The organism is Streptomyces wedmorensis (genome assembly GCF_000716445.1).
Classification (GTDB): Bacteria; Actinomycetota; Actinomycetes; order Streptomycetales; family Streptomycetaceae; genus Streptomyces; species Streptomyces wedmorensis.
Genome location: NZ_JNWK01000068.1, coordinates 22,884 through 41,037, shown reverse-complemented (window position 1 = coordinate 41,037; position 18,154 = coordinate 22,884). Strand labels below are relative to the sequence as shown.

20 protein-coding genes and 5 pseudogenes are annotated in these 18,154 nt (G+C 69.8%); 14 read left to right on the top strand and 11 right to left on the bottom strand.

The annotated features are described in order from the left end of the window. Positions 1-277: 277 nt before the first annotated feature. Both OO54_RS44320 and OO54_RS35485 read left to right on the top strand, forming a co-directional pair. Positions 278-733 carry a hypothetical protein gene (locus tag OO54_RS44320; protein ID WP_078905516.1) on the top strand — a complete coding sequence of 152 codons (456 nt, stop codon included), beginning with the start codon at positions 278-280 and terminating at the stop codon, positions 731-733. A 147-nt stretch (positions 734-880) separates the two neighbouring features. Beyond that, complete coding sequence (locus OO54_RS35485; protein WP_033210924.1) at positions 881-1,606, top strand: dienelactone hydrolase family protein; 726 nt, start codon at positions 881-883, stop codon at positions 1,604-1,606. Between the two features lie 136 nt (positions 1,607-1,742). Here the strand turns inward: OO54_RS35485 and OO54_RS47835 are convergent, their stop codons facing one another. Both OO54_RS47835 and OO54_RS35470 read right to left on the bottom strand, forming a co-directional pair. After that, on the bottom strand, positions 1,743-2,381 hold the full coding sequence (locus OO54_RS47835) for a radical SAM family protein (protein WP_234439600.1): 639 nt from the start codon (positions 2,379-2,381) through the stop codon (positions 1,743-1,745). A gap of 193 nt (positions 2,382-2,574) precedes the next feature. Beyond that, the gene (locus OO54_RS35470; protein WP_324611704.1) at positions 2,575-2,817 is read right to left on the bottom strand and encodes a hypothetical protein; all 243 of its coding nucleotides are present in this window, start codon (positions 2,815-2,817) and stop codon (positions 2,575-2,577) included. Positions 2,818-3,194: 377 nt separating this feature from the next. Between OO54_RS35470 and OO54_RS35465 the strand changes: the two genes are divergently transcribed. The 4 genes from OO54_RS35465 (at position 3,195) to OO54_RS47825 (ending at position 4,381) form a co-directional block, all read left to right on the top strand. Then, entirely contained in the window at positions 3,195-3,506 is a 312-nt protein-coding gene (locus OO54_RS35465; protein WP_033210916.1) for a hypothetical protein, read from the top strand. A gap of 30 nt (positions 3,507-3,536) precedes the next feature. Further along, entirely contained in the window at positions 3,537-3,773 is a 237-nt protein-coding gene (locus OO54_RS35460) for a hypothetical protein (RefSeq protein WP_033210913.1), read from the top strand. A 102-nt stretch (positions 3,774-3,875) separates the two neighbouring features. Next, entirely contained in the window at positions 3,876-4,118 is a 243-nt protein-coding gene (locus OO54_RS47830; RefSeq protein WP_234439599.1) for a hypothetical protein, read from the top strand. After that, a complete protein-coding gene (locus OO54_RS47825; protein ID WP_234439598.1) occupies positions 4,115-4,381 on the top strand; it encodes a hypothetical protein in 267 nt (88 codons plus the stop codon). Before OO54_RS47830 ends, OO54_RS47825 begins: the two co-directional genes overlap by 4 nt. 12 nt (positions 4,382-4,393) lie before the next feature. Here the strand turns inward: OO54_RS47825 and OO54_RS35450 are convergent, their stop codons facing one another. Next, positions 4,394-5,233, bottom strand: coding sequence for an IS5 family transposase (locus tag OO54_RS35450; RefSeq protein WP_033210911.1), 840 nt, complete (start codon positions 5,231-5,233; stop codon positions 4,394-4,396). 321 nt (positions 5,234-5,554) lie between these two features. On the opposite strand from OO54_RS35450, the gene OO54_RS42710 reads away from it, so the two are divergent. Continuing rightward, a complete protein-coding gene (locus tag OO54_RS42710; RefSeq protein WP_051787578.1) occupies positions 5,555-5,962 on the top strand; it encodes an SSI family serine proteinase inhibitor in 408 nt (135 codons plus the stop codon). Positions 5,963-6,407: 445 nt separating this feature from the next. Then, positions 6,408-6,697: pseudogene (locus OO54_RS44315) on the top strand (HNH endonuclease); the annotation flags it as partial. A gap of 133 nt (positions 6,698-6,830) precedes the next feature. Here the strand turns inward: OO54_RS44315 and OO54_RS35440 are convergent. Beyond that, on the bottom strand, positions 6,831-7,088 hold the full coding sequence (locus OO54_RS35440; protein WP_033210950.1) for a hypothetical protein: 258 nt from the start codon (positions 7,086-7,088) through the stop codon (positions 6,831-6,833). Positions 7,089-7,220: 132 nt separating this feature from the next. Between OO54_RS35440 and OO54_RS35435 the strand changes: the two are divergent. Further along, positions 7,221-7,541, top strand: a pseudogene (locus tag OO54_RS35435) (Sua5 family C-terminal domain-containing protein); the annotation flags it as partial. A gap of 18 nt (positions 7,542-7,559) precedes the next feature. Here OO54_RS35435 and OO54_RS35430 read toward each other — a convergent pair. Further along, complete coding sequence (locus OO54_RS35430; protein ID WP_033210909.1) at positions 7,560-8,201, bottom strand: carbonic anhydrase; 642 nt, start codon at positions 8,199-8,201, stop codon at positions 7,560-7,562. Between the two features lie 429 nt (positions 8,202-8,630). Between OO54_RS35430 and OO54_RS35425 the strand changes: the two genes are divergently transcribed. The 3 genes and pseudogenes from OO54_RS35425 (at position 8,631) to OO54_RS41955 (ending at position 12,755) form a co-directional block, all read left to right on the top strand. Next, on the top strand, positions 8,631-8,960 hold the full coding sequence (locus OO54_RS35425; protein ID WP_033210906.1) for a hypothetical protein: 330 nt from the start codon (positions 8,631-8,633) through the stop codon (positions 8,958-8,960). 994 nt (positions 8,961-9,954) lie between these two features. After that, positions 9,955-10,533 carry a fasciclin domain-containing protein gene (locus OO54_RS35420; RefSeq protein ID WP_033210904.1) on the top strand — a complete coding sequence of 193 codons (579 nt, stop codon included), beginning with the start codon at positions 9,955-9,957 and terminating at the stop codon, positions 10,531-10,533. Between the two features lie 154 nt (positions 10,534-10,687). Next, positions 10,688-12,755, top strand: a pseudogene (locus tag OO54_RS41955) (MMPL family transporter). A 68-nt stretch (positions 12,756-12,823) separates the two neighbouring features. Here the strand turns inward: OO54_RS41955 and OO54_RS41950 are convergent. From OO54_RS41950 to OO54_RS35390, 5 genes and pseudogenes are all read right to left on the bottom strand, one after another. Continuing rightward, positions 12,824-13,719, bottom strand: a pseudogene (locus tag OO54_RS41950) (oxygenase MpaB family protein). A 56-nt stretch (positions 13,720-13,775) separates the two neighbouring features. After that, a complete protein-coding gene (locus tag OO54_RS35405) occupies positions 13,776-14,174 on the bottom strand; it encodes a VOC family protein (RefSeq protein WP_033210902.1) in 399 nt (132 codons plus the stop codon). Between the two features lie 188 nt (positions 14,175-14,362). Then, entirely contained in the window at positions 14,363-14,830 is a 468-nt protein-coding gene (locus OO54_RS48640) for a UBP-type zinc finger domain-containing protein (RefSeq protein ID WP_078905514.1), read from the bottom strand. Between the two features lie 238 nt (positions 14,831-15,068). Next, the gene (locus OO54_RS35395) at positions 15,069-15,248 is read right to left on the bottom strand and encodes a DUF6480 family protein (RefSeq protein WP_033210899.1); all 180 of its coding nucleotides are present in this window, start codon (positions 15,246-15,248) and stop codon (positions 15,069-15,071) included. Between the two features lie 84 nt (positions 15,249-15,332). Continuing rightward, entirely contained in the window at positions 15,333-15,758 is a 426-nt protein-coding gene (locus tag OO54_RS35390; RefSeq protein WP_234439597.1) for a DUF427 domain-containing protein, read from the bottom strand. A 397-nt stretch (positions 15,759-16,155) separates the two neighbouring features. On the opposite strand from OO54_RS35390, the pseudogene OO54_RS48905 reads away from it, so the two are divergent. After that, positions 16,156-16,695: pseudogene (locus tag OO54_RS48905) on the top strand (SDR family NAD(P)-dependent oxidoreductase); the annotation flags it as partial. A gap of 26 nt (positions 16,696-16,721) precedes the next feature. Here OO54_RS48905 and OO54_RS35385 read toward each other — a convergent pair. Next, positions 16,722-16,976, bottom strand: a complete 255-nt coding sequence (locus OO54_RS35385; RefSeq protein WP_051787576.1) for a DUF6479 family protein — start codon at positions 16,974-16,976, stop codon at positions 16,722-16,724. A gap of 444 nt (positions 16,977-17,420) precedes the next feature. Here OO54_RS35385 and OO54_RS46105 point away from each other — a divergent pair, with 444 nt between their 5' ends. Beyond that, on the top strand, positions 17,421-17,990 hold the full coding sequence (locus tag OO54_RS46105; RefSeq protein WP_157856562.1) for an RNA polymerase sigma factor: 570 nt from the start codon (positions 17,421-17,423) through the stop codon (positions 17,988-17,990). Positions 17,991-18,154 lie beyond the last annotated feature (164 nt).

Here is an 18,154-nt window from a genome sequence, read left to right as displayed (position 1 = left end):
GCGCCATGCCGCTCGTGTAGTCGACCAGTGCGGCTCCCACGCTCCCATCGATCGAGGCCATCGCCTCCTTCAAAGCCGTCTCCACACTCAACATCGGTCTTCACTCCTCTTGTCCTCGAGTGGGCCCGGCCGGTCTCAGGCTCTGGCCGGGTGATTACGGCAGAGGCTACCCACGTCCGTCAGGGGCCGTGGGGGCATTGGGAATCTGACGGGAATCGATCCCCCGTGGCCTAGCATTCGCTCACGCGACGACGACCTCGACGGTGAGCCGCGGCTGATGGGCGCGATCGACCGGGCCGACGACACCCTGCGCCACCTCGCCCGCTACCGGGAGACCGTCCGGCAGAACGACGACCCGAAGTGCTCCCCACCACCTGCACCGGCTTCTATCCGAAGAAGAACCGGGACGGCTCCTCCCGCCCCGGCCCCTACCCGCACCTCGCCAAGCAGTTCAGCCGCCGCCTGGCAAGCCCTGGAAGAGGCCGGCGCGATCGTCGATCCACGGGCCGCGCAGATCGATCGGCTCAAAGCCGACGTGGGTGAACTCAAGGAGCGGGTCGCCGAACGCGACCTGAAGATCTCCGAGTTGCTTGAGCCCAAGCAGCGAGCACTCTCTCGCATCGCCGCACCACACCGAGAGATCGAGCGCCTGCGTGCTCAGATCGGAGCAGGGAATGAGGTCACTCCGCTACCGAGGCAGCCAGCACCAGGGGCGGTCGACTCCTGCATCTGACATCCCACGGACACGACAACGGACACGACAGCTGAGAAACATCCGTATCTTCAGCGGTTTCTGGCGCGGCCAGAGGGACACCCGCGCAGTTCAGCCAGCGGTGAACCCGGGCCCGACCATGCCCGACGATCACTACCGTCCAGTCTCATGACGACGATTACCACGCGCACGGTCGAGTACCTGGCCGACGGTCTGACGATGATCGGGCACCTTGCGCTCCCGCCCGGTATCGACCGCAGGCCCGCAGTGCTGCTCGGACCAGAGGGCACGGGGCTCAGCGACGTCGAGCGCCGCCGGGCCGACACCCTCGCCGAACTGGGGTACGTGGCGTTTGCCTTCGACATCCACGGCGGACGCTATTTGGGCGACCCCGAGGAGATGCTGGCCCGTTGCATGCCGCTGCTCGCCGACCCCGACCGGATGCGGGGCATCGGCCACGCGGCGCTCGATGTGCTGCGCGCCGAACCGCGGATCGACCCCGACCGGATCGCCGCCGTCGGCTACGGCACCGGCGGCGCGATCGCGCTGGAACTCGGGCGCGACGGCGTCAACCTGCGCGCGATCGCGACCGTCAACGGACTGACCATCGGTCGACCGGACGAGGCGGCGCGCATCCGCTGCCCGGTGTGGGCCGGGGTCGGGTCGGAAGACCCGATCATGCCGCCCGCGCAACGGGACGCATTCACCGCCGAGATGCAGGCCGCGGGCGTCGACTGGCGCCTCGTGGTCTACGGCGGCGCCTTGCACGCCTTCCACCACCCGCCGGTCGACCACACCGTGCTCCCCGGCGTCGGATACCACCCACGGCATGCGCAGCGAGCCTGGCACGACGTCGTCGACCTGCTCGCCGAGTGCCTGCCCGCGACGGAGTGACCTGGCCAGTCCACACTCGGGCACCCACCGACCAGCACTTACCGGTCACCGCGGCGGGTTTCTGGCGTATGCGGTCCCACCGTTTCAGCGGCGCAGGACGCTGACAACGCGTTCTCTTTCGCCAGCCGATACCCCGTCAGCCGCCCACCAGGGGCGACGAACCCTCAGCGCACGATCTGGCACGGACGTTCCTCGAGCCCTGACACCAAGAGGGACCGACGAGCAGCTGGCAGTCGAGGTGACCTTCCTCACCTGCTACGGTCGTCGCCGCCTTCGAAAGGGACATGATGCGAGTCCTCACGGCGACACGGACGGGTCTCTCCACCCGAGACTGAAGCGACACGACCTGCGGGGGGACACCGCGTCCGCGCGAACAACCCCCGGTGATCTGGAGCCAGAGGACACCGGCCTCGCGCATGATGTCGAGCAGCCGCACCTTGTCCTCCCAGCGGAGGCCGGAGAACGGGCGCTCACCGAGGTAGCAGTGCTTGCAGCCGAAGTTGCAGCCGAGGTTGATCTCCCAGGACACCCGGCAGCAGCCGTACGGGGACGGCTCGCGCACCAGCACCGTGCCCTGCGCGGGTCGGCCGCCCAGGTCAAGGCCCCACACCTCGGCGGCGGTCTGCACAGTCCAGGCGGGAAGCGACGCACTGTCGGCGGCGGCCTGGCGCAGGCCCTCGAAGTGGTCGGCGGAGATTCGGGCGCCGGCCCTTGTTCCCGGCTCGAGGAGAAGGTGTCCGTCGAGGAACGGGGAGGCGATCAGAGCGTGGGCCATCGGTGGCCCTCCTTCCGGATCCCGGAGCGGGACAGCACACGGGACTCCTGGCGGCCGGCGAGGCAGTGGATCTGGCCAAGCCCGTTACAGGTGCCGCAGGTCTTGCCGGACGAGTCGGCGCCGCTGCCACCGCAGTCCCCGCACCGTTCGTTGCGAGGCGAGCGGGGGCGCCGGGTCGTGCACGGGCTCGCGATCAGCTCGTGCACGGGACCTCCTCCAGGGCGTCTTCCCAGGTGTGCTGCTTGACGCGGTCGGCGAACAGACAACAGCCCTCACCGTCAGGGTCCGGGGCGGCCACCGGGCAATCCGGCAGCCCGACGAGTTCCGTCTCGTCCGGCCCGCGCCAGCGGAGCCACAGCGCGGTCCCGTACGCCCCGGCGTCAGTGAGGAGACCGAAGTGCTCACCCTCGTCGTGCGCGGACAGCTGGCACTGCACCGCCCGGTCGATGCAAGAAGCGGCCGGCTTCTCCCGAGCTTCCCGTGCCAGGTAGAGGGGCACTCGTGCCGACGCGGATGAGCAGCTGCGGCGTGCGGTCGAGGCGGAGCTCCTCCCTGCCGGGGTCTACCCCTAGCAGGTTCATGCCCTTCTCCGGCTGGTGCAGGGCCGCATCAGTCGGATCGACTTGCGGTACCGGGCCATTGGAATCACCGTAGAAAAGGGGAGGTCAACGTCGCGGCCAGCGGTTCGGCTGCACATAGGGCTCGATCGCGAGTGCCTCGGGCGGCGGTGTAAACGGCGCCTGGAACAGGGGTGGCGGAACTCTGGGAACGGCGACATACGCAGATCCGGACGTCCACACTCAGGAGAAAGTGATGGCCACTCAGACGTTTTCCTACTACCTCGTCCAGAACCTGCCTCCTGGATACCGGAGAGAGCTCACCTGGGGCCCTGATCCGTTCTTCAGCCAGGGCACCTTCACCCTGTCCGCCCATCCGGTCACCGACTTCCGGCAGACCCTCTACTGGCTGACGTTTGACGACGTCTCGGTTGGCAAGAAGGACATCGGCTCCGGGGACATCAGCAATGTCCAGTCCTACCTCTGGGCGAAGGTGAGGAACAGCGGGCTCAGCGGGCAGGGAACCGTGAAGTCCTACACCGCCTATCTCACCCGTACCACCGCCTGACCGCACTTGAGATCGCTGGAGGGATTCGGCATGCGTGTTTCCGTTGTACACGACGAGCAGGGATTCATTTCCGCCCTCGTGGCGTCTCCTCCCGACGCACCGGTGGCGAGTCTCGTGCCGCAGGCGGGTGAGCGCGTGACGGAGTTGGATGTTCCGGAGGTCAGCGCCGAAGGCGACCCCCAGGAAGTCGTGAGACGCCTTACCGAGGTGGTCGAGAACTATCGCGTCGACACAGGCAGCCGGGCACTCACCCCCAAGCAGGCCTGAAAGAGCGTTTTGTCCCGGCAGGGGTGTTTGAGAAGTTGACGGGTTGGTCGTCGTTCGGGACTGCTCTAACCCGAGGAGGGGCACTTCTGACAGGATGGCGTCATGCTCGATTTCGGCATCGCGGGCTACCGGCCAGCATGGTTGGACGGCCGTAGTGACGTCGTGCAGGAGCATGGAAATCGTCTGCGTGGTCTTGCTGGCCGGACGCTCACGAGAGTCTGGATGGTCTGGGACCTCAGGGGTGACGAGTGGTTCTGCGACTGCCCGGTGCTGTTCGACTTCGATGGCGAGCAGGTCGAGATCAACCATCAAAGCTCGGCGATCTCTCCCTCACGTGGAACATGATCGACCCCACCCGTCCAGTCCGGTGGCCTGGCTTCGACCTGCAGTGGCGCCCCGAACCTTTCCCCGGACTGCACGCTCTGCTGGGGCTGCCCCTCAAGGGGGCCGAACTGCTCGAATGGACAGGCAGGGATGTCGCTCAGGGAAACGTCGACATCAGCTTCGCCTTCGATTCGGGTCGCGTGACCGTCTTCAACGCACTCGACGAGAACGGGGTGAGCTTCGACCCTCCCGGTCCGAGCCAGCGGTCCCACCCGTTCCATTGACGCGGTCAATGTTCAGGAATCACGCCAGTTCAGGGTGGATTCCCTCGTGAGGCGGCGGCTTATGAGGTCGACCATTGCCAGCTTGATCATCGCTTCGGGCCGGTGTGGGTGGGTCTCGTAGTCGCGGGTGAGGTGTCGGTGGTGCATGAGCCGGCCGAAGGTCCGCTCGACGACCCAGCGCCGTGGGATCACCTTGAAGCCCTTCGCGGCCGGGTCGCGATGGACGACTTCGACGTCGATGCCCAGGCGAGCTCCGTGCTCGATGGCTTTGATTCGGTAGCCGCTGTCGGCCCAGGCCTTGGTCACACGCGGGTGGGCCTTCGAGATCTGTGAGAGCACCTGGATGCCGCCGGCGTTGTCGGAGACGCTCGCGGCGGTGACCGGCACGGCCAGGAGAAGACCGAGGGTGTCGACGCCGATATGGCGCTTGCGGCCCGCGATCTTCTTGCCCGCGTCGATGCCCCGGCCGGCCGCGGGGACGTTCGCGGAAGTCTTGATGCTCTGCGCGTCCAGCACGCACGCACTCGGCTCGCCGTCGCGACCCTCCGCCTCCCTGACCAGACGGCGGAGGAGCCCGTTGAGCTGGTCGAAGACTCCGTCCTTCTGCCAGGCGGCGAAGTAGCCGTAGACCGTTTCCCATGGCGGGAAGTCGTGCGGCAGGTATCGCCAGAGGATGCCGGTGCGGTCGACGTAGAGGACCGCTTCCATGATCCGCCGCAGGTCGTGCTCGGGCGGCCGGCCTATGCCCAGGCCCTTCCCCCTCCGGTCGGCCCGCCAGGCCGACAGAATGGGCTCCATCGACTCCCACCGGGCATCGGACAGGTCACTCGGATACGGCCGCTGTCGAGGCATGTTTCGGTAGTACCGCCGACGGCCCTTCGCCTACAGGGCGCAAACGGGGGTGAGCGGGGGCGCTTTGGGATCAGACAGGAGCGAAGGAGCCCAAACGGACCCCCAACCGTTGTCGCCAGCCACAGCCATCACGGCAGTCGACAGAAGCCCCAACCGCCCCAGCATGCCGACTACCCAGGTCGCTATCAAACGTATCTGTCAGGACAAAACACTCTTTTAAAGAGCTTTTTGTCTCGGCAAGGACGCTTGGCAACTGGCGCGATGCAGGCGGCCTGGGGGCCCGTGCTGGCATGTGAGGATTCCGCCTGTGGAGTGTGACGTGTGCGGGCGGTCGATGTGGCGATGGCCGGTGTCACCAACGGCCTGGAAAGAAGAGATCTGGTCCTGCCCCTGGTGCCATGCGGCCACCCATGTGGGCGGCGAGACTGCCCCGCCGGTGACCGCCCCGCCCACCCCTACCGCGCGGAAGCCTATTCGGCACTCGACGAAGCCGGCGGCGACTTCGACCGTCTGCGCGCCGAGCCCGACAGCAGCTGCACCGCCGAGCACGCGCCCGTCACCCTGACCGCCCGCCGCACCTACCGCGGCCGCGCCTTCGACCGGACCCGCACCTACGACAACAACTGCGAGGCCACCGTCAGGACGGACCCGTCTTCTCCTTCAGAGAGGAACCCCGCCCCGCACACAGGCGCCCATACCCCGGTCCGCGAGGCGGGCCGAGCCGACTGAACCTCCCACACGACGGCGCCCGCCCGGTGCAACGTGCGACGGCTTCCCGGGCGGGCTCTCCTCCCATACTGCGCCCTGTGCCCAACCATTGCTCATTCAAGGGTGGGGGAGTGGTGCTTCTGCGGTGACTCTCCTGACCTCGACGGCTGATGAAGGCTGCGGCCCCTCGTAGTGGCGGGTCGCCACCTCGCGTCCGTGATCAGGAAGTCACAGAAGCCTGGCGGGTGCAGTGATCGTTTCTCTGGTGAAAACCACCACCCCTGGGCGGTACGGCCCGCAGGCGTCTTCCGACCGGCGCGCTGCGGCGACCAGAACGCCGTACGCGACCACCAATCCGATGCGACACGGTCTGCCCGTGCTTCTCCTCGCCACCCTCCCCCTGCTGCCTGCCTCCACGCCGGTAGCGGCCGACAGCACCATCCTGCCGAAGGCAGCCGCCCCCTTCGTTCCGCTCGCCGAGGTCTACGACTCCGAGCAGGCTCCGTGGAGCGCGGCGTGAGGCGTACGCGAACGACCAGGGCAGCCCCGACACCCTGATCGCGGTCACTGCGGCGTCGAACAGGTCCAAGGCCGACAAGGACCCAGCGGAGTGGCTGCCGTCGGAGGCCTCCTATCACCGTGCCTACGCGGCGACCTGGTGAGCACGAAGCTTCGCTGGGACCTCGCTGCGGATGAGGCTGAGCGGGAGGCCTGTCAGGTCTTGCCGAGGGCTGCCTGACGACCGTCGTCGCCTAGGAGCCGGCGCCATAGGCGCCTGACCCTTGGCTGACCGGTCCCGAACAAGAGGGGCCACCCGCGGATTCTGTCCTCTGTCCCGTCCCCCGACCCGCCGGTTGGACGGGGCGGGCTTTGTTCAAGGGCGATGGGGTCAGGGGCTGAGCGGCAGGGCGCCGGCGGCGTGGTCGATGACGTTGCCGTTGCTGCAGTTGTTCTTGTGGTTGCCGGTCCAGTCGCTCAGGGCGGGGACGACGGCCAGTTCCTGGATACAGACGTCGGCTGCGGTGAAGTTCCAGTTGTTCGCGGCGTTGACCCCGCTGCCGAAGTTGCTGTCGTTGTCGGCGAAGGCCGGTGTGGCGGCGGAGAGCGCCGCGGCGGCCAGCAGGCCACAGGTGATGATCTTTTGCATGGCCGGTGAACGCGACTGCGCCCCGCGAGTTACGGGCGGGCACCCGAACGGTGAAAACACTGAGGCCAGGGACCTGGTCCGGATGGACGAGAGGGCGTTGCTCGTGCGGGGGCGAGTGAACGTTTCCGTTCTTCCGTCTACGCGCCGCGTGCGCGGGTCGTCCTTGTCGATCCGGACGAAGTCGTCGCCGAAGCCGAGCTGGCCCAGGAAGCGGGCCGCCAGGTGGGCGTCTTCCTCCCCCCGCACCTCGTCGGCGCCGCGGTGAAGGCGCACGCCGTGGTGGCCGTGCCCAGTTCGCTGGACGCTTACGCGCACGGCTTGTACGGGTTCTTGCGCCGGCTCGACCAGCAGGGATGCGACTTCATCGTCGCGTCCCTGCCGGTAGAAGAGGGGCTGGGGTTGGCGATCGCCAACCGGCTTCGCCGTGCCGCGGGGCCCCGCACTTCCACCTGACCGCCCCGGCCGGCGCGGTCAGGATGCGGTGGGGACCGCCGAGTCGAGGCCGCGGGTGGCGACGAGCTGGGCGCTGCCGTCGGCCAGGCGGTAGGACAGTCCCACCACGGCGGTTCGTCCGGCGGCCACCGCGTCGGCCAGGACACGGGAGCGCTCCAGGAGCAGGTCCACGGTGTGCTCGATGTGCTCGGCCAGGATTTCCTCGGCGCTCTCGCGTCCGGCGGCGCGGGCGGCCAGCACGCTCGGCGTCACCCGTTCGACGACATCGCGGACGAAGCCGCCGGGCGTCTGTCCGCTCTCCAGGGCGGAGCAGGCCGCCGCGACCGCGCCGCACGAGTCGTGGCCGAGGACGACGACCAGCGGCGCGTTCAGGACGCTCACGCCGAACTCGATCGAGCCGAGGACTTCGGTCCCGGTGACGTGCCCGGCGGTGCGGACCACGAACAGGTCGCCCAGGCCCCGGTCGAAGATGATCTCGGCGGCCAGCCGGGAGTCGGAGCAGCCGAACAGCACGGCGAACGGCTGCTGGGACGGCGCGGTCTCGGTGCGGCGGGTGGCGTCCTGGTTCGGGTGTTCGGGGATGCCGGCGACGAACCGCTCGTTACCGGCCATGAGCAGATCGAAGGCGTCGCGGGGCGTCGGAGGCATGTTATCGGTCATAGCGGCAGCCTACGAGGCGGCACCGTGCGTCGCAGTGATCGGCCCCGCCGGACGACGCGGGGGATGGCGACGTCGCTGACCGTCAGGTCACCTCAAGGGACCGGCCGAGGACGGTCTCGAGGCGGAACCGCAGCGCTCGGCGCACGGCCCCGGCCCCCATAGGGCTCTCCAGCCGATGGTTCGTCCGGTACACCGGTACAACGAGCGGGGCGGAGCCGAAGCTGTCGGTCGTACGGGCAGTGCTCCCGCTCCGCCGGTTGGGGCCACAGCGGCTTGGTCGTCGCGGACGCGACCTGCAGGCCGTTTCCGACACGGTCCGCGACAGCCTCAGCCACGCCGCCCGAGAACACCTCGGTCTGGCCACCGCCGCGCTCGACGTCACGGTCATTGACCTCCACGACCCGCCGGATCACCCTCAGGGGCCAGCAAATGGACGACCGGCGGGCACAGACCCTCTCCCGAGCGGCGGCCGAGGCAGTCCTGACCGTCCCGGGCGTCGCGTGCCTGCGCCCCGGTCTGCGCAGTCTCCTGCGTGCCCCGGGCGCACTTCCCCTCACCGTCCACGATCCGGCGACGCCCGGCGGCGCAGTGCTCATCACCTGGGGTTCCGGCGGAACGGTGACAGGGCTGCCCATCGACGTCGTCGTGCGGGCACAGCACCAGGCCGCCCGTACGGCCCGGGCCGTACGGGCAGTGGCCGCGGAAGCCGCGTCGGCCCCACCCGAGGCAGTGCGCGTGAACGTCACCGGCATCGTGTGAACCGCTCGCGACGCGCGCAGGGCCTGCTACAGGGGCGTCGGGCAGGTGAGGATGACCCACCAGGCGAGGGACCACACACAGGCGGCGGCCCACAGCAACCGTAGGCGCCGGATCCGCCCGGCCGACACGGGATCGGCCCCGCCGCGGCTGACGTTCCTCATCCGCAGCACCCCGGCCCCAGCCGGACGCGCCGGCGACACGGAGAGAGGAGGCGCACCCGTTCCTACGGCGGTCGGCGGATGTACGGCACGGCCGGTGTCGCATGCCGGACGCCGACCCCGACCCGGGGAACGAGCCGGTACTCCAGCAGGGCTGTGAGCGCCGTGCTGGGCCAGCCCCCGTAAGGAATCGCCGGTACGCCTCCTCGCGGCCGCCCCGGGGTGTCGAGCGCTCCCCTCCCAGGAGCGAACCGTAGCCGGTGTCACACCGAACGCCGCGGCCACCTGACGGGTCGACAAACCCCACTGCTCACGCAACCGACGTCGCTCGCTCGGTGCGGGCAGACCCCGTGGCAATGGTGAGGACGCCGCAGCGAGGGATGAACTCTGACGGGGGAAGGCCTGATGCGCTGTTGTCATACTGGTCCGACAATCCATGTGCTGCGCTTGTGACGAGACACCTGACCGGTTCACCCGAACGCGCCCGAATCCGAGCCATGCCCCCACATGCGCGGCCGCCGAACCGTTCACCAGCCTGCCGATCTCCCCGTGCGTACGGCGCAACGCGACGGCGAGGCCGTGAAAGTCTCCGAAGGTCCGTACGGCGGGCGACGAGGGGGCTCCGTCATCGGGACCGGCCACGCACCCGACCTGCGCCCCGGGATCACGAGCGGATCAGGGGAGACCACTCCTCGCGAGACCGGACGCCGGACGCATTCCATTTCGTTGCGCCGCGGCCGCATCCGGCAGGGCGTGCGGCATGGAATGCCTCGTGAAGACGATTTCCGCCCATGGCCGTTCCTGTCACCGGGCCGGACCCAGGAGGACAAAGCACCATGAACACCTCGCATCTCACCCGCCGCGTCGTTGCCGCTGCCGCCGTCGTCGTTCTGCCGGTCTCGCTCGGTGTCCTCGCCCCGCAAGCCTTCGCCCAGGGCACGGACGGCCCCTTCGGCCCCGGTTGCGCGTCACTCCCGCAGGAAGGCGCCGGCAGTGTCGACGGCATGGCCGACGACCCGGTCGCGACCGCCGCGTCGAACAACCCGGAGCTGTCCACGCTCGTGTCGGCCGTCAAGGCCGCCGGTCTGGTCGACACGCTGAACAACGCCGAGGACATCACCGTCTTCGCGCCGACGAACGACGCCTTCGCCAAGATCCCGAAGGCGGACCTGGACAAGGTCCTCGCGGACAAGGCGGCCCTCACCAAGATCCTGACCTATCACGTGGTGGGGGAGACGGTCGACAAGAGTGACCTCGCCGACGGCTCGTTCAAGACGCTGCAGGGCGGCACGCTGACGACTCAGGGTTCCGGCGACGCCTACACGGTCAACGACACCGCGAAGATCGTCTGCGGAGACGTGCCCACCTCCAACGCCACCGTCCACATCGTCGACACGGTCCTCATGCCGAAGTGACGGAAGCGGGGCACCGCAGGCGACCACGACGACAGCCGAAGGCCTCCCCGGGCCTCCGGCTGTCGTCCCGTACCCCCGTCGTGTTTTCGAGTCATTCGAATGGCGCCCTGAAAGGCTGACAGTGAGAAGCTCATCGCGCCAGGCACGCTGAGTCATCCCGCTCGCGCTGCTGGAGGTCTGGCTGAGCGTCGGCGGCACGCTGGGGCCGTACGCGGGCAAGCTGGGCGAGGTCGCCACCAACGACCAGGCGGCCTTCCTGCCCCGCAGCGCCGAGTCCACCCAAGTCCTCGAAGCCCGTAGGGCGTTCGAGCGGTCGGAGCCGGTACCCGCGATCGTCGTGTGGACCGGCTAGGACGGACAGGTGACAACTGCCCAGCGCGAGGCCGCGACCCGCGCGATGTCCGGTCTGACCGGCCGTACCGGGATCGAGGGCGTCCCCTCGCCGGCGCTCCCCTCCGAGGACGGCCAGGCACTCCAGGCCGTCGTCCCCCTGGCCCCCGATCTGGGGGAGGAGCTACCGGTCGTCCTCGACGACGTCCGCGAGGCCGCCCGGTCGGTCCCTGACGCGCGGGTCGAGATCGCCGGACCGGCCGCCGGCCGGGCGGACCTCTCCGACGCCTTCGCCGGGATCGACGGACTCCTCCTGGGCGTGGCGCTGGGCGCCGTCCTGTCGATCCTGCTGCTGGTCCACCGCAGCGTCCTGCTTCCCCTCGTGATCATCATCAGCGCCGTCTTCGCCCTCGGTCTCGCCTGCGCGGTGGTCTACGCGCTGGCCGACCGCGACATCGTGCGGGTCGACGGCCAGGTCCAGGGCATCCTCTCGATCCTCGTCATCGGCGCCGCGACCGACTACGCCCTGCTGCTTGCCGCCCGCTACCGCGAGGAACTCGCCGCCCGCGGCGATCGCGCGGAAGCGGCCGTATCGGCGGTGCGCCGGTCCGCCGGAGCCGTCGTCGCCAGCGCGGCCACCGTGGCCCTCGGGCTGATCGCCCTTCTCGCCAGTGATCTCACGAACAACAGGGCGCTCGGCCCGGTGGGTACCATCGGCATCGTCTGCGCGGTGCTGAGCACATTGACGTTCCTTCCCGCCGTTCTCGTGCTGCTGGGCCGCGCCGCCTACTGGCCTGCCAACCCCATGCCCTCGGACGCGACGGCGGAAGGCCATCGTGTGTGGCGTCGCGTCGCCGCACTCATCGACCGCTCGCCCCGGCGGGTGTGGGTCTCCACCGCCCTCGTGCTCGTCGCCTTCGCGTCGGGCCTGTCCTCCAAGGGCGTGCCGCTCGACGAGATCCTCGTGAACGACGCTCCGTCCGTGAGCGCGCAGAAGACCCTCGGGCGTCACTTCCCCGGGGGTCGGGGAACCCCACGGTGATCATCGCCGACGCCGCCCAAACGGAGGAGGTGACGCGGGTGGCGGTGGACACCGAAGGCGTCGCGTCCGCGGCACCCGTCACCGCGGCGGGGCGTACGGGGACCGGCGCGCCGCTCGTCGTCGACGGCCGCGTCCCCATCGACGCGACACTCGCGGCGGCCGCCGACAGCGACGCGACCAAGGAGACCGTGCGACGGCTGCGCGACCGGGTGCACGCCGTTCCCGGTGCCGACGCCCCCGTCGGCGGCTACACCGCTCAGCAGTACGACACTCAGCGGACCTCGGAGCGGGACCGTGCCGTCATCGTGCCCGTCGTCCTCGGCATCATCCTGCTCGTCCTGGCCCCGCTGCTGCGCTCGTTGCTGGTACCCCTGCTGCTGGTGGCCACCGTTGCCCTCAACTCCTTCGCCACGCTGGGCGTATCGGCCCTCGTGTTCGAGAACCTGCTCGGCTTCAGCGGCACCGACGCGTCCGTTCCCTTGTACGGCTTCGTCTTCCTGGTCGCCCTCGGCGTCGACTACAACATCTTTCTGATGTCACGCGTGCGCGAGGAATCGCTCACCCACGGCACGCGGCAGGGGATCCTGCGCGGGCTCACCACGACCGGCGGTGTCATCACCTCGGCCGGGGTGGTGCTCGCGGCCACTTTCGCGACGTTGACGGTCATTCCGCCGGCCTTCCTGGTCCAGCTCGCGTTCATCGTCGCCTTCGGAGTCCTCCTCGCCCCCTGGTCGTCCGCTCCTTGCTGGTACCCGCGCTGGTCATCGACATCGGTCCCCGCGCCTGGTGGCCCAGCGCTCTGGCATGCGCTACCCGTACCGACTCGCCACCGCTCGTGCACGCCACCTGACGAGGGCCGTGTCACCCGGGGCACGCTCCGGCCGTGTCACCCGGGGCACGCTCCGGCCGTGCCCCCGGTCACCGTGAGGGCGACGCGGGCAGGGCTTCCTCGCGTGGCAGGTCCGGTGTCGCCCAGCGGATGGCAGCGGTGAGCGTGCGGCCCCCTCCCCGAGCCGTCGGCAGCAGGAGGCGTGTGGTCAAGGGAGGTTCGAGCGAGATCCTGGCCCAAGGCGGCAGCAGCTCGACCGCCGCGGCGGCGAGAAAGGCATAGGGGAGCAGTGCGATCTTGGGCAACGCAGGACTCGCCAGGAGGTAGCGGGCTGTCGCGCGGGACTCCGGGGTGGACCGCAGTTCGGCGCGGTAGCCGGCGAGGCAGACCATGAGCTCGGCCCGTGATTCCGGCGGACGCTCCACCCCCGGCCGCCGGGCGACACGCGCCATGTCGGCCACGTAGCCGTCCTGCCCCGCGGGATCCAGCGGGTACTGCCCGTAGCGTTGGTGCGCCTTGAGGAAGCAGTAGGCCTCGGCCGCGTGCACCCAGGCGAGCAGGTGGGGATCGGACGCGCGGTACGCCACGCTGTCCGGTGTGGTGCCGACGACGCTCTCATGAACGTGCCGCACCCTCAGCACGGCGCGTTCGGCGTCCTCCGCCGTACCGAACGTGGTCACCGCGAGGAACGTGCTGGTGCGCCGCAACCGGCCCCACGGGTCCCCCTGAACCCGGAGTGGGCCGCGACGGCGGCCATGGCCACGGGGTGGAGCGACTGGAGCAGCAGCGTGGACAGGCCGCCCACGTACGTCGACGCGTCGGCGTGCACCACCCGCACCGGGCGGTCCGGGCCGAACCAGCGAGGCCCGGAGGCGCCGTGGATTCGGGCCCGCTTCTCGTGCGCGGAAGGCCCCGCGACCCGATGCGGCAATGCATCGCCGGCTCGCTCGCGCAGCCGCGGGACGACACGGGATGGCAGGAGCACACCTCCAGCATGTCTCGGAGGGCCCGGGCCACTCGCGGTCCGGTCCGGGGAGCGGCTCACCGTGTCTGCCCCGGTGCGTAGGATCCGAAGGTCCATTCACGTCCTTCGGGATCGAGGACGCGGGCGCGCCGCGCGCCCCAGGCCGTTTCTTGAGGAGCGAACACGGTGGCGGCGCCCGCCTCGACCGCACGCCGGTAGCAGGCGTCGGGATCCTCCACACAGAGGTAGACACCAGCGCCCGTGGAGACCCCCTGCAGGCTCGGGATCTCGTACGCGGCGTCACTGGAGGCGACCATGACGACGGCGTCGCCGCAGCGCAGTTCACTGTGGATCACCGAGCCGTCGGATCCGTCCTGCCGTGAGACGACCTGAAAACCGACCTTACCGAGCCAGTCCAGAGCAGCCGACGCGTCGGAATAGCTGAGGTAGGCGTGAAGGGAAACCTTGTGATTCATCCTGATCCATCTCGCTCACCTGTGTCAGTGCGTTCCGGGACGCGGGACTTGGGACGAGGTACAAGGGACAAGGGGCAACGCTGCTCCACCGAGGACGCGGGCGCCCGTGACGCCCGGCCGGGGCCGCGATAAGGGCCTTCGCACGTGACATACGTGCTCGTGCTTGTCCATCGGCCAGGGGCGTCTCCTCAGCCGCCCCCGCCCCCGAGCTTCGTTGCGGTCGTGGGGGACGCCGGTATCAGGAAGAGCTCGTCGACGTAGCACCACGCCCAGGATTCCTCGGCCGCGACCGCGATGGGGTGCCCCGTGCGGGACGCGTGCTGATGGGCGTGGGCACCGGGGGAGCTGTCGCAGCAGCCGTTGTGTCCGCACCGCAGGCAGACGCGGAGGTGTACCCAGTCGTCGCGGCCTGCGGCCAGGCATTCGGCGCAGCCGGTGACGGCCGGCCGTACCGGGGACGGATCCTCGTCATCGAGGTGCCGGCACGGCAGGGGACGCTCCCGGCCTCCGTCAGGAGCCACGCGCCAGCCTTCCGGGGGCACCAGGACCGAGCCCGGTTGGCTCGCGTGGCCGCTCGTGCGCGTCGACGCGCCGCGGCCGGTGCGGAGCTCCGCGCCCCGGGGTGCCGCGCCGCCGTTCTCTGGTTTCGTCGTCATGGCCCGCCTCAATGTGGTCGTCTCCTCGCTGATCCGGCTGCGGGCGAGGGGTGTACGAGGGTGATGGGCGCCGGCCATCGGGCCGGGCCGTCGCGCCGCAACCTCACGAGGGCCGCCGTTCCACCGGGACCCCGACCAGCCGTACGCGTTTCGCGGAGGTCACCGGTCACCGGTCACCGGTCGCCCCGCACGAGCAAGGTTCAGGTCATGCACTCGCCGTAGCGCGAGAGGACGTGGCTCACAAGCCGGCCATCCGGGCGATGAAGAAGGCCGCCACCATCAAAGCGCCCAGCACGATGGCGCCGAGCAGGACTCGGGGGTGTTCCCACAGGCCGCCGTCAGGGCGTTCCTGGTGCGCCTCCGCCGTGGATCCTTCGGCGGGCGGTGTTTCGCCGGGGGGAATGTGAGGCGTGGACATGGTGGTCTCCCAAGGTCCGGATCTTGTTCTCGTTGAGTTCCCCGCAGGGGTTCGGAGCGCCGAAGGCCTCGCGCACGCGCAGACTCACCAGCCGGCACTGCCCGCGAGCCCCTTGAAGGGGCCGACCACCTCCCCGGTGATCCACCCTCCGTAGAAGTCACCAGGCTGCGGCAGCACCCGCTCCCCGTCGACGGTGCAGCTGTCGACGCGCCCGGGATAGACCGCCACGTGGCCGGCGAGCGCGGCATAAGCGGGTTCGGGCTCCTCGTAACTCCAGGCCACGTCCTCGACTGTCATTCCGGGAACCTCCAAGGTCCAGTAGCAAGCCACGCCCTTCCACTCGCAGCGCGTGACCCTGGTTGACCGGATCAGCAGGTCCGTGCGCACGTCCTCCCGGGGCACGTAGAAGACCGGCGGGTGACTCGTCTCCAGGACGCGTAGGCACCGGCCGGAGTCGGCGAGGACGACACCCCCGTGGCGCACGACGATCCGGCGCGCGTCAGGAACCACACAGGGTGGTCTGGGGTAATCCCAGACCGATTCGGTCGGCCGGGGCTGTCGCTGGACCTGACTCATCGCGATCACCCTCTTCCCTGGCATTTCCGCGGCGGCAGGCCCCGCGGATGCGGCAATCCTGGACAAGCACCCCTGGGGCGGCCACCGGACCGTCACTGTGCACGGACAGCGCCGAGGGCGACCCGGACGGCACGAGGCGCCGGACCGCATGGCCGCCGACCGGGAAGGACGCCGCGATCCCCATCCCCCAGGAAGCCTTCGAGCGCTACTCGCCGTGTCGGCCCTGGCGGGTCGTATCCGTGGGCGGCCCCGGGGGCCGAAGTACGCGTCGACCCGATGTGACGCCCGGACCTGGCACGGGGGGCGAGAACTGTGGAGCTGAACGGCGCGCGTGTCCTCGTGGCCGGTGCCGACGGTGGCCCTGGGCGGTGTGATTACCGCCGAGCTGGTCGGCCGCGGCGCGTGGGCGGCACTCGCCGGACGTGACCCGAGTCGTCCGGCCTCGGCCGCACAGGCACTCCCGTGCGTCCCGACCGCCTTGCTCGATGCGTACGACCCCGGGTCGTGCGCCAGGGCCGTGACCCGCTCGTCGGCTGTCCTCGAGGCCTGGACGCCCGGACGCCGTGTCGTCGCCTTCGGGGCGGTGGTTTTCGGCACGGCGGGAGAGGCCGGTGACGAGGTCGCGGAGCACCTCATGGCCGTCGACCACCTGGCACCGGCCGCGTTCTTCCGCGCCGCGCTCGATGTCCTGAAGCCCGGTTCCGTGATCGCCGCCGTCACCGTCGTGGTGGCGGAGCGTCCGCAGCCCGGGACGGCCGACTACAGCGCCTCCCAAGCGGCGCTGGGAGCCTGGCTCGACGTAGTGCGCCGTGAAGCGCGGAGCGATGGTGTCGGGGCCCTCGAGATTCGGCCCGGCCGCCTTGAGACCGGATTCGCCGACCGCGCTGTGGTCTGGCGTCAGTCGTGTCCGGGGGGCACCTGCTCGGTTCGTGCCCGTAGCTGGTACGGCCGGAGCCGCTGCTTCTGGTTGCTCCGGGGGACTTGCAGGGGGCGGCGGAACTCGAAGGCGGCTCCCGGCAGGCGGTCGGTGATCGGGCGGCGTGGTTGTTCGTGGGGGAGGGGCGGTGGCGTCTCTGTCGCGTGGAGGTGCGCTCCGAGGACGAAGCCGGCGATCAGCACCGCGACGACGATCAGGCCGATGAGGGTGTGCAAGAGAACCTCCGGTGGAGGAATCGGATGCTTGACACCTCTACGGGGTCATAGCCCCCTGCGGATGCCTGGATTCCGTTTATCACCCGATTGCCCGCTCGTGACGCACGGGCAAGCGCGGGCTCGGGATGGCGCTACTGGCAAGGCGCGGGGCCCGGGCGGGCTGTTGGCCGTGGAACAATCCAGCGGCCAGGAGCGCGTCACGCCGCTCGGAAGGCGCCGGTTCGCGAACGGGGCCGGGGAGCCACCCCATGGAAACGGCTCGACCGCCAGGCCGTTGCCGCGGACACAGCGTCCGGTCGGCCCGCGTGGGATGGCGACCGGTGGGCCCCTGTGTTCCGCTGGGCGCGTGGGCACCTCTCTGCTGCGGCCTCGTCCCGAGGGACCCGTTACGGCCGTCAGCATCGCGACCCCGTCCCTTTCCCCGGATATGTCCGGAGACGACTGGTGTCCGAGAGACCGCCCCTGCCCCCGTGCGTCCATTGCCCGGACGAGAACGCTGCCGCACCGCCCCACGGCGACATCGTGCGCGAGGCCTTCGAGTCCGTCTACACCGACTGGTACCCCCGTGTTCTGGGGTGGGCCCGACGCCGTTGCATCGATCTTCATGACGCCGAGGACGTCGCGCAGCAGGTTTTCGCCGAGGCATGGACGCACTCCGGCCGGTACTGTCCGCTCCGCGGCGGCCTGGGCCCGTGGCTGTACGGCATCACCGCACACAAAGCCGCCGACGCTTCGGGAGCGCTGGTACGCCGTCACGAGGGCTTGCGTCGCCTGAGCCGAGGGCCCGCGCCGGAGAGCACCGACTCATGCGCGCGTGCGGTCGACCGTCTGGGCCTCTTCGGGCACATGGCCTGCCTGCCGCCCGAACGCCGCGAGATCCTCTTCCTCGCCTACTACGTGGGACTCACCCAGCCCGAAATCGCGCGATGCCTCGGTCTGCCCCTCGGTACGGTCAAGAGCCACACCAGGAGGGGCCTGCGATCACTCGCCTGTCTCGTCGCCGAACTGCCATGACATCCGCCCGATGTGTGCCGACTCCCCCTCCCGCAGCGTGGCGCTGGACCACGCGGTGCATGGGGAGGGCCCGGGCGCATCACCTCCGTCAGGGGTCGATCGATCGAAGGACTCTGCATCCGAGAACCGATCCTGTCCGAAGTATGGAGAAAGTCTCGCAAATG

Coding starts and splice junctions, on each gene's coding strand:
- OO54_RS44320 (WP_078905516.1), top strand. CDS start 278: ATGGGCGCGATCGACCGGGCCGACGACACCCTGCGCCACCTCGCCCGC.
- OO54_RS35485 (WP_033210924.1), top strand. CDS start 881: ATGACGACGATTACCACGCGCACGGTCGAGTACCTGGCCGACGGTCTG.
- OO54_RS47835 (WP_234439600.1), bottom strand. CDS start 2,381: ATGGCCCACGCTCTGATCGCCTCCCCGTTCCTCGACGGACACCTTCTC.
- OO54_RS35465 (WP_033210916.1), top strand. CDS start 3,195: ATGGCCACTCAGACGTTTTCCTACTACCTCGTCCAGAACCTGCCTCCT.
- OO54_RS35460 (WP_033210913.1), top strand. CDS start 3,537: ATGCGTGTTTCCGTTGTACACGACGAGCAGGGATTCATTTCCGCCCTC.
- OO54_RS47830 (WP_234439599.1), top strand. CDS start 3,876: ATGCTCGATTTCGGCATCGCGGGCTACCGGCCAGCATGGTTGGACGGC.
- OO54_RS47825 (WP_234439598.1), top strand. CDS start 4,115: ATGATCGACCCCACCCGTCCAGTCCGGTGGCCTGGCTTCGACCTGCAG.
- OO54_RS35450 (WP_033210911.1), bottom strand. CDS start 5,233: ATGCCTCGACAGCGGCCGTATCCGAGTGACCTGTCCGATGCCCGGTGG.
- OO54_RS35440 (WP_033210950.1), bottom strand. CDS start 7,088: ATGCAAAAGATCATCACCTGTGGCCTGCTGGCCGCCGCGGCGCTCTCC.
- OO54_RS35430 (WP_033210909.1), bottom strand. CDS start 8,201: ATGACCGATAACATGCCTCCGACGCCCCGCGACGCCTTCGATCTGCTC.
- OO54_RS35425 (WP_033210906.1), top strand. CDS start 8,631: ATGGACGACCGGCGGGCACAGACCCTCTCCCGAGCGGCGGCCGAGGCA.
- OO54_RS35420 (WP_033210904.1), top strand. CDS start 9,955: ATGAACACCTCGCATCTCACCCGCCGCGTCGTTGCCGCTGCCGCCGTC.
- OO54_RS35405 (WP_033210902.1), bottom strand. CDS start 14,174: ATGAATCACAAGGTTTCCCTTCACGCCTACCTCAGCTATTCCGACGCG.
- OO54_RS48640 (WP_078905514.1), bottom strand. CDS start 14,830: ATGACGACGAAACCAGAGAACGGCGGCGCGGCACCCCGGGGCGCGGAG.
- OO54_RS35395 (WP_033210899.1), bottom strand. CDS start 15,248: ATGTCCACGCCTCACATTCCCCCCGGCGAAACACCGCCCGCCGAAGGA.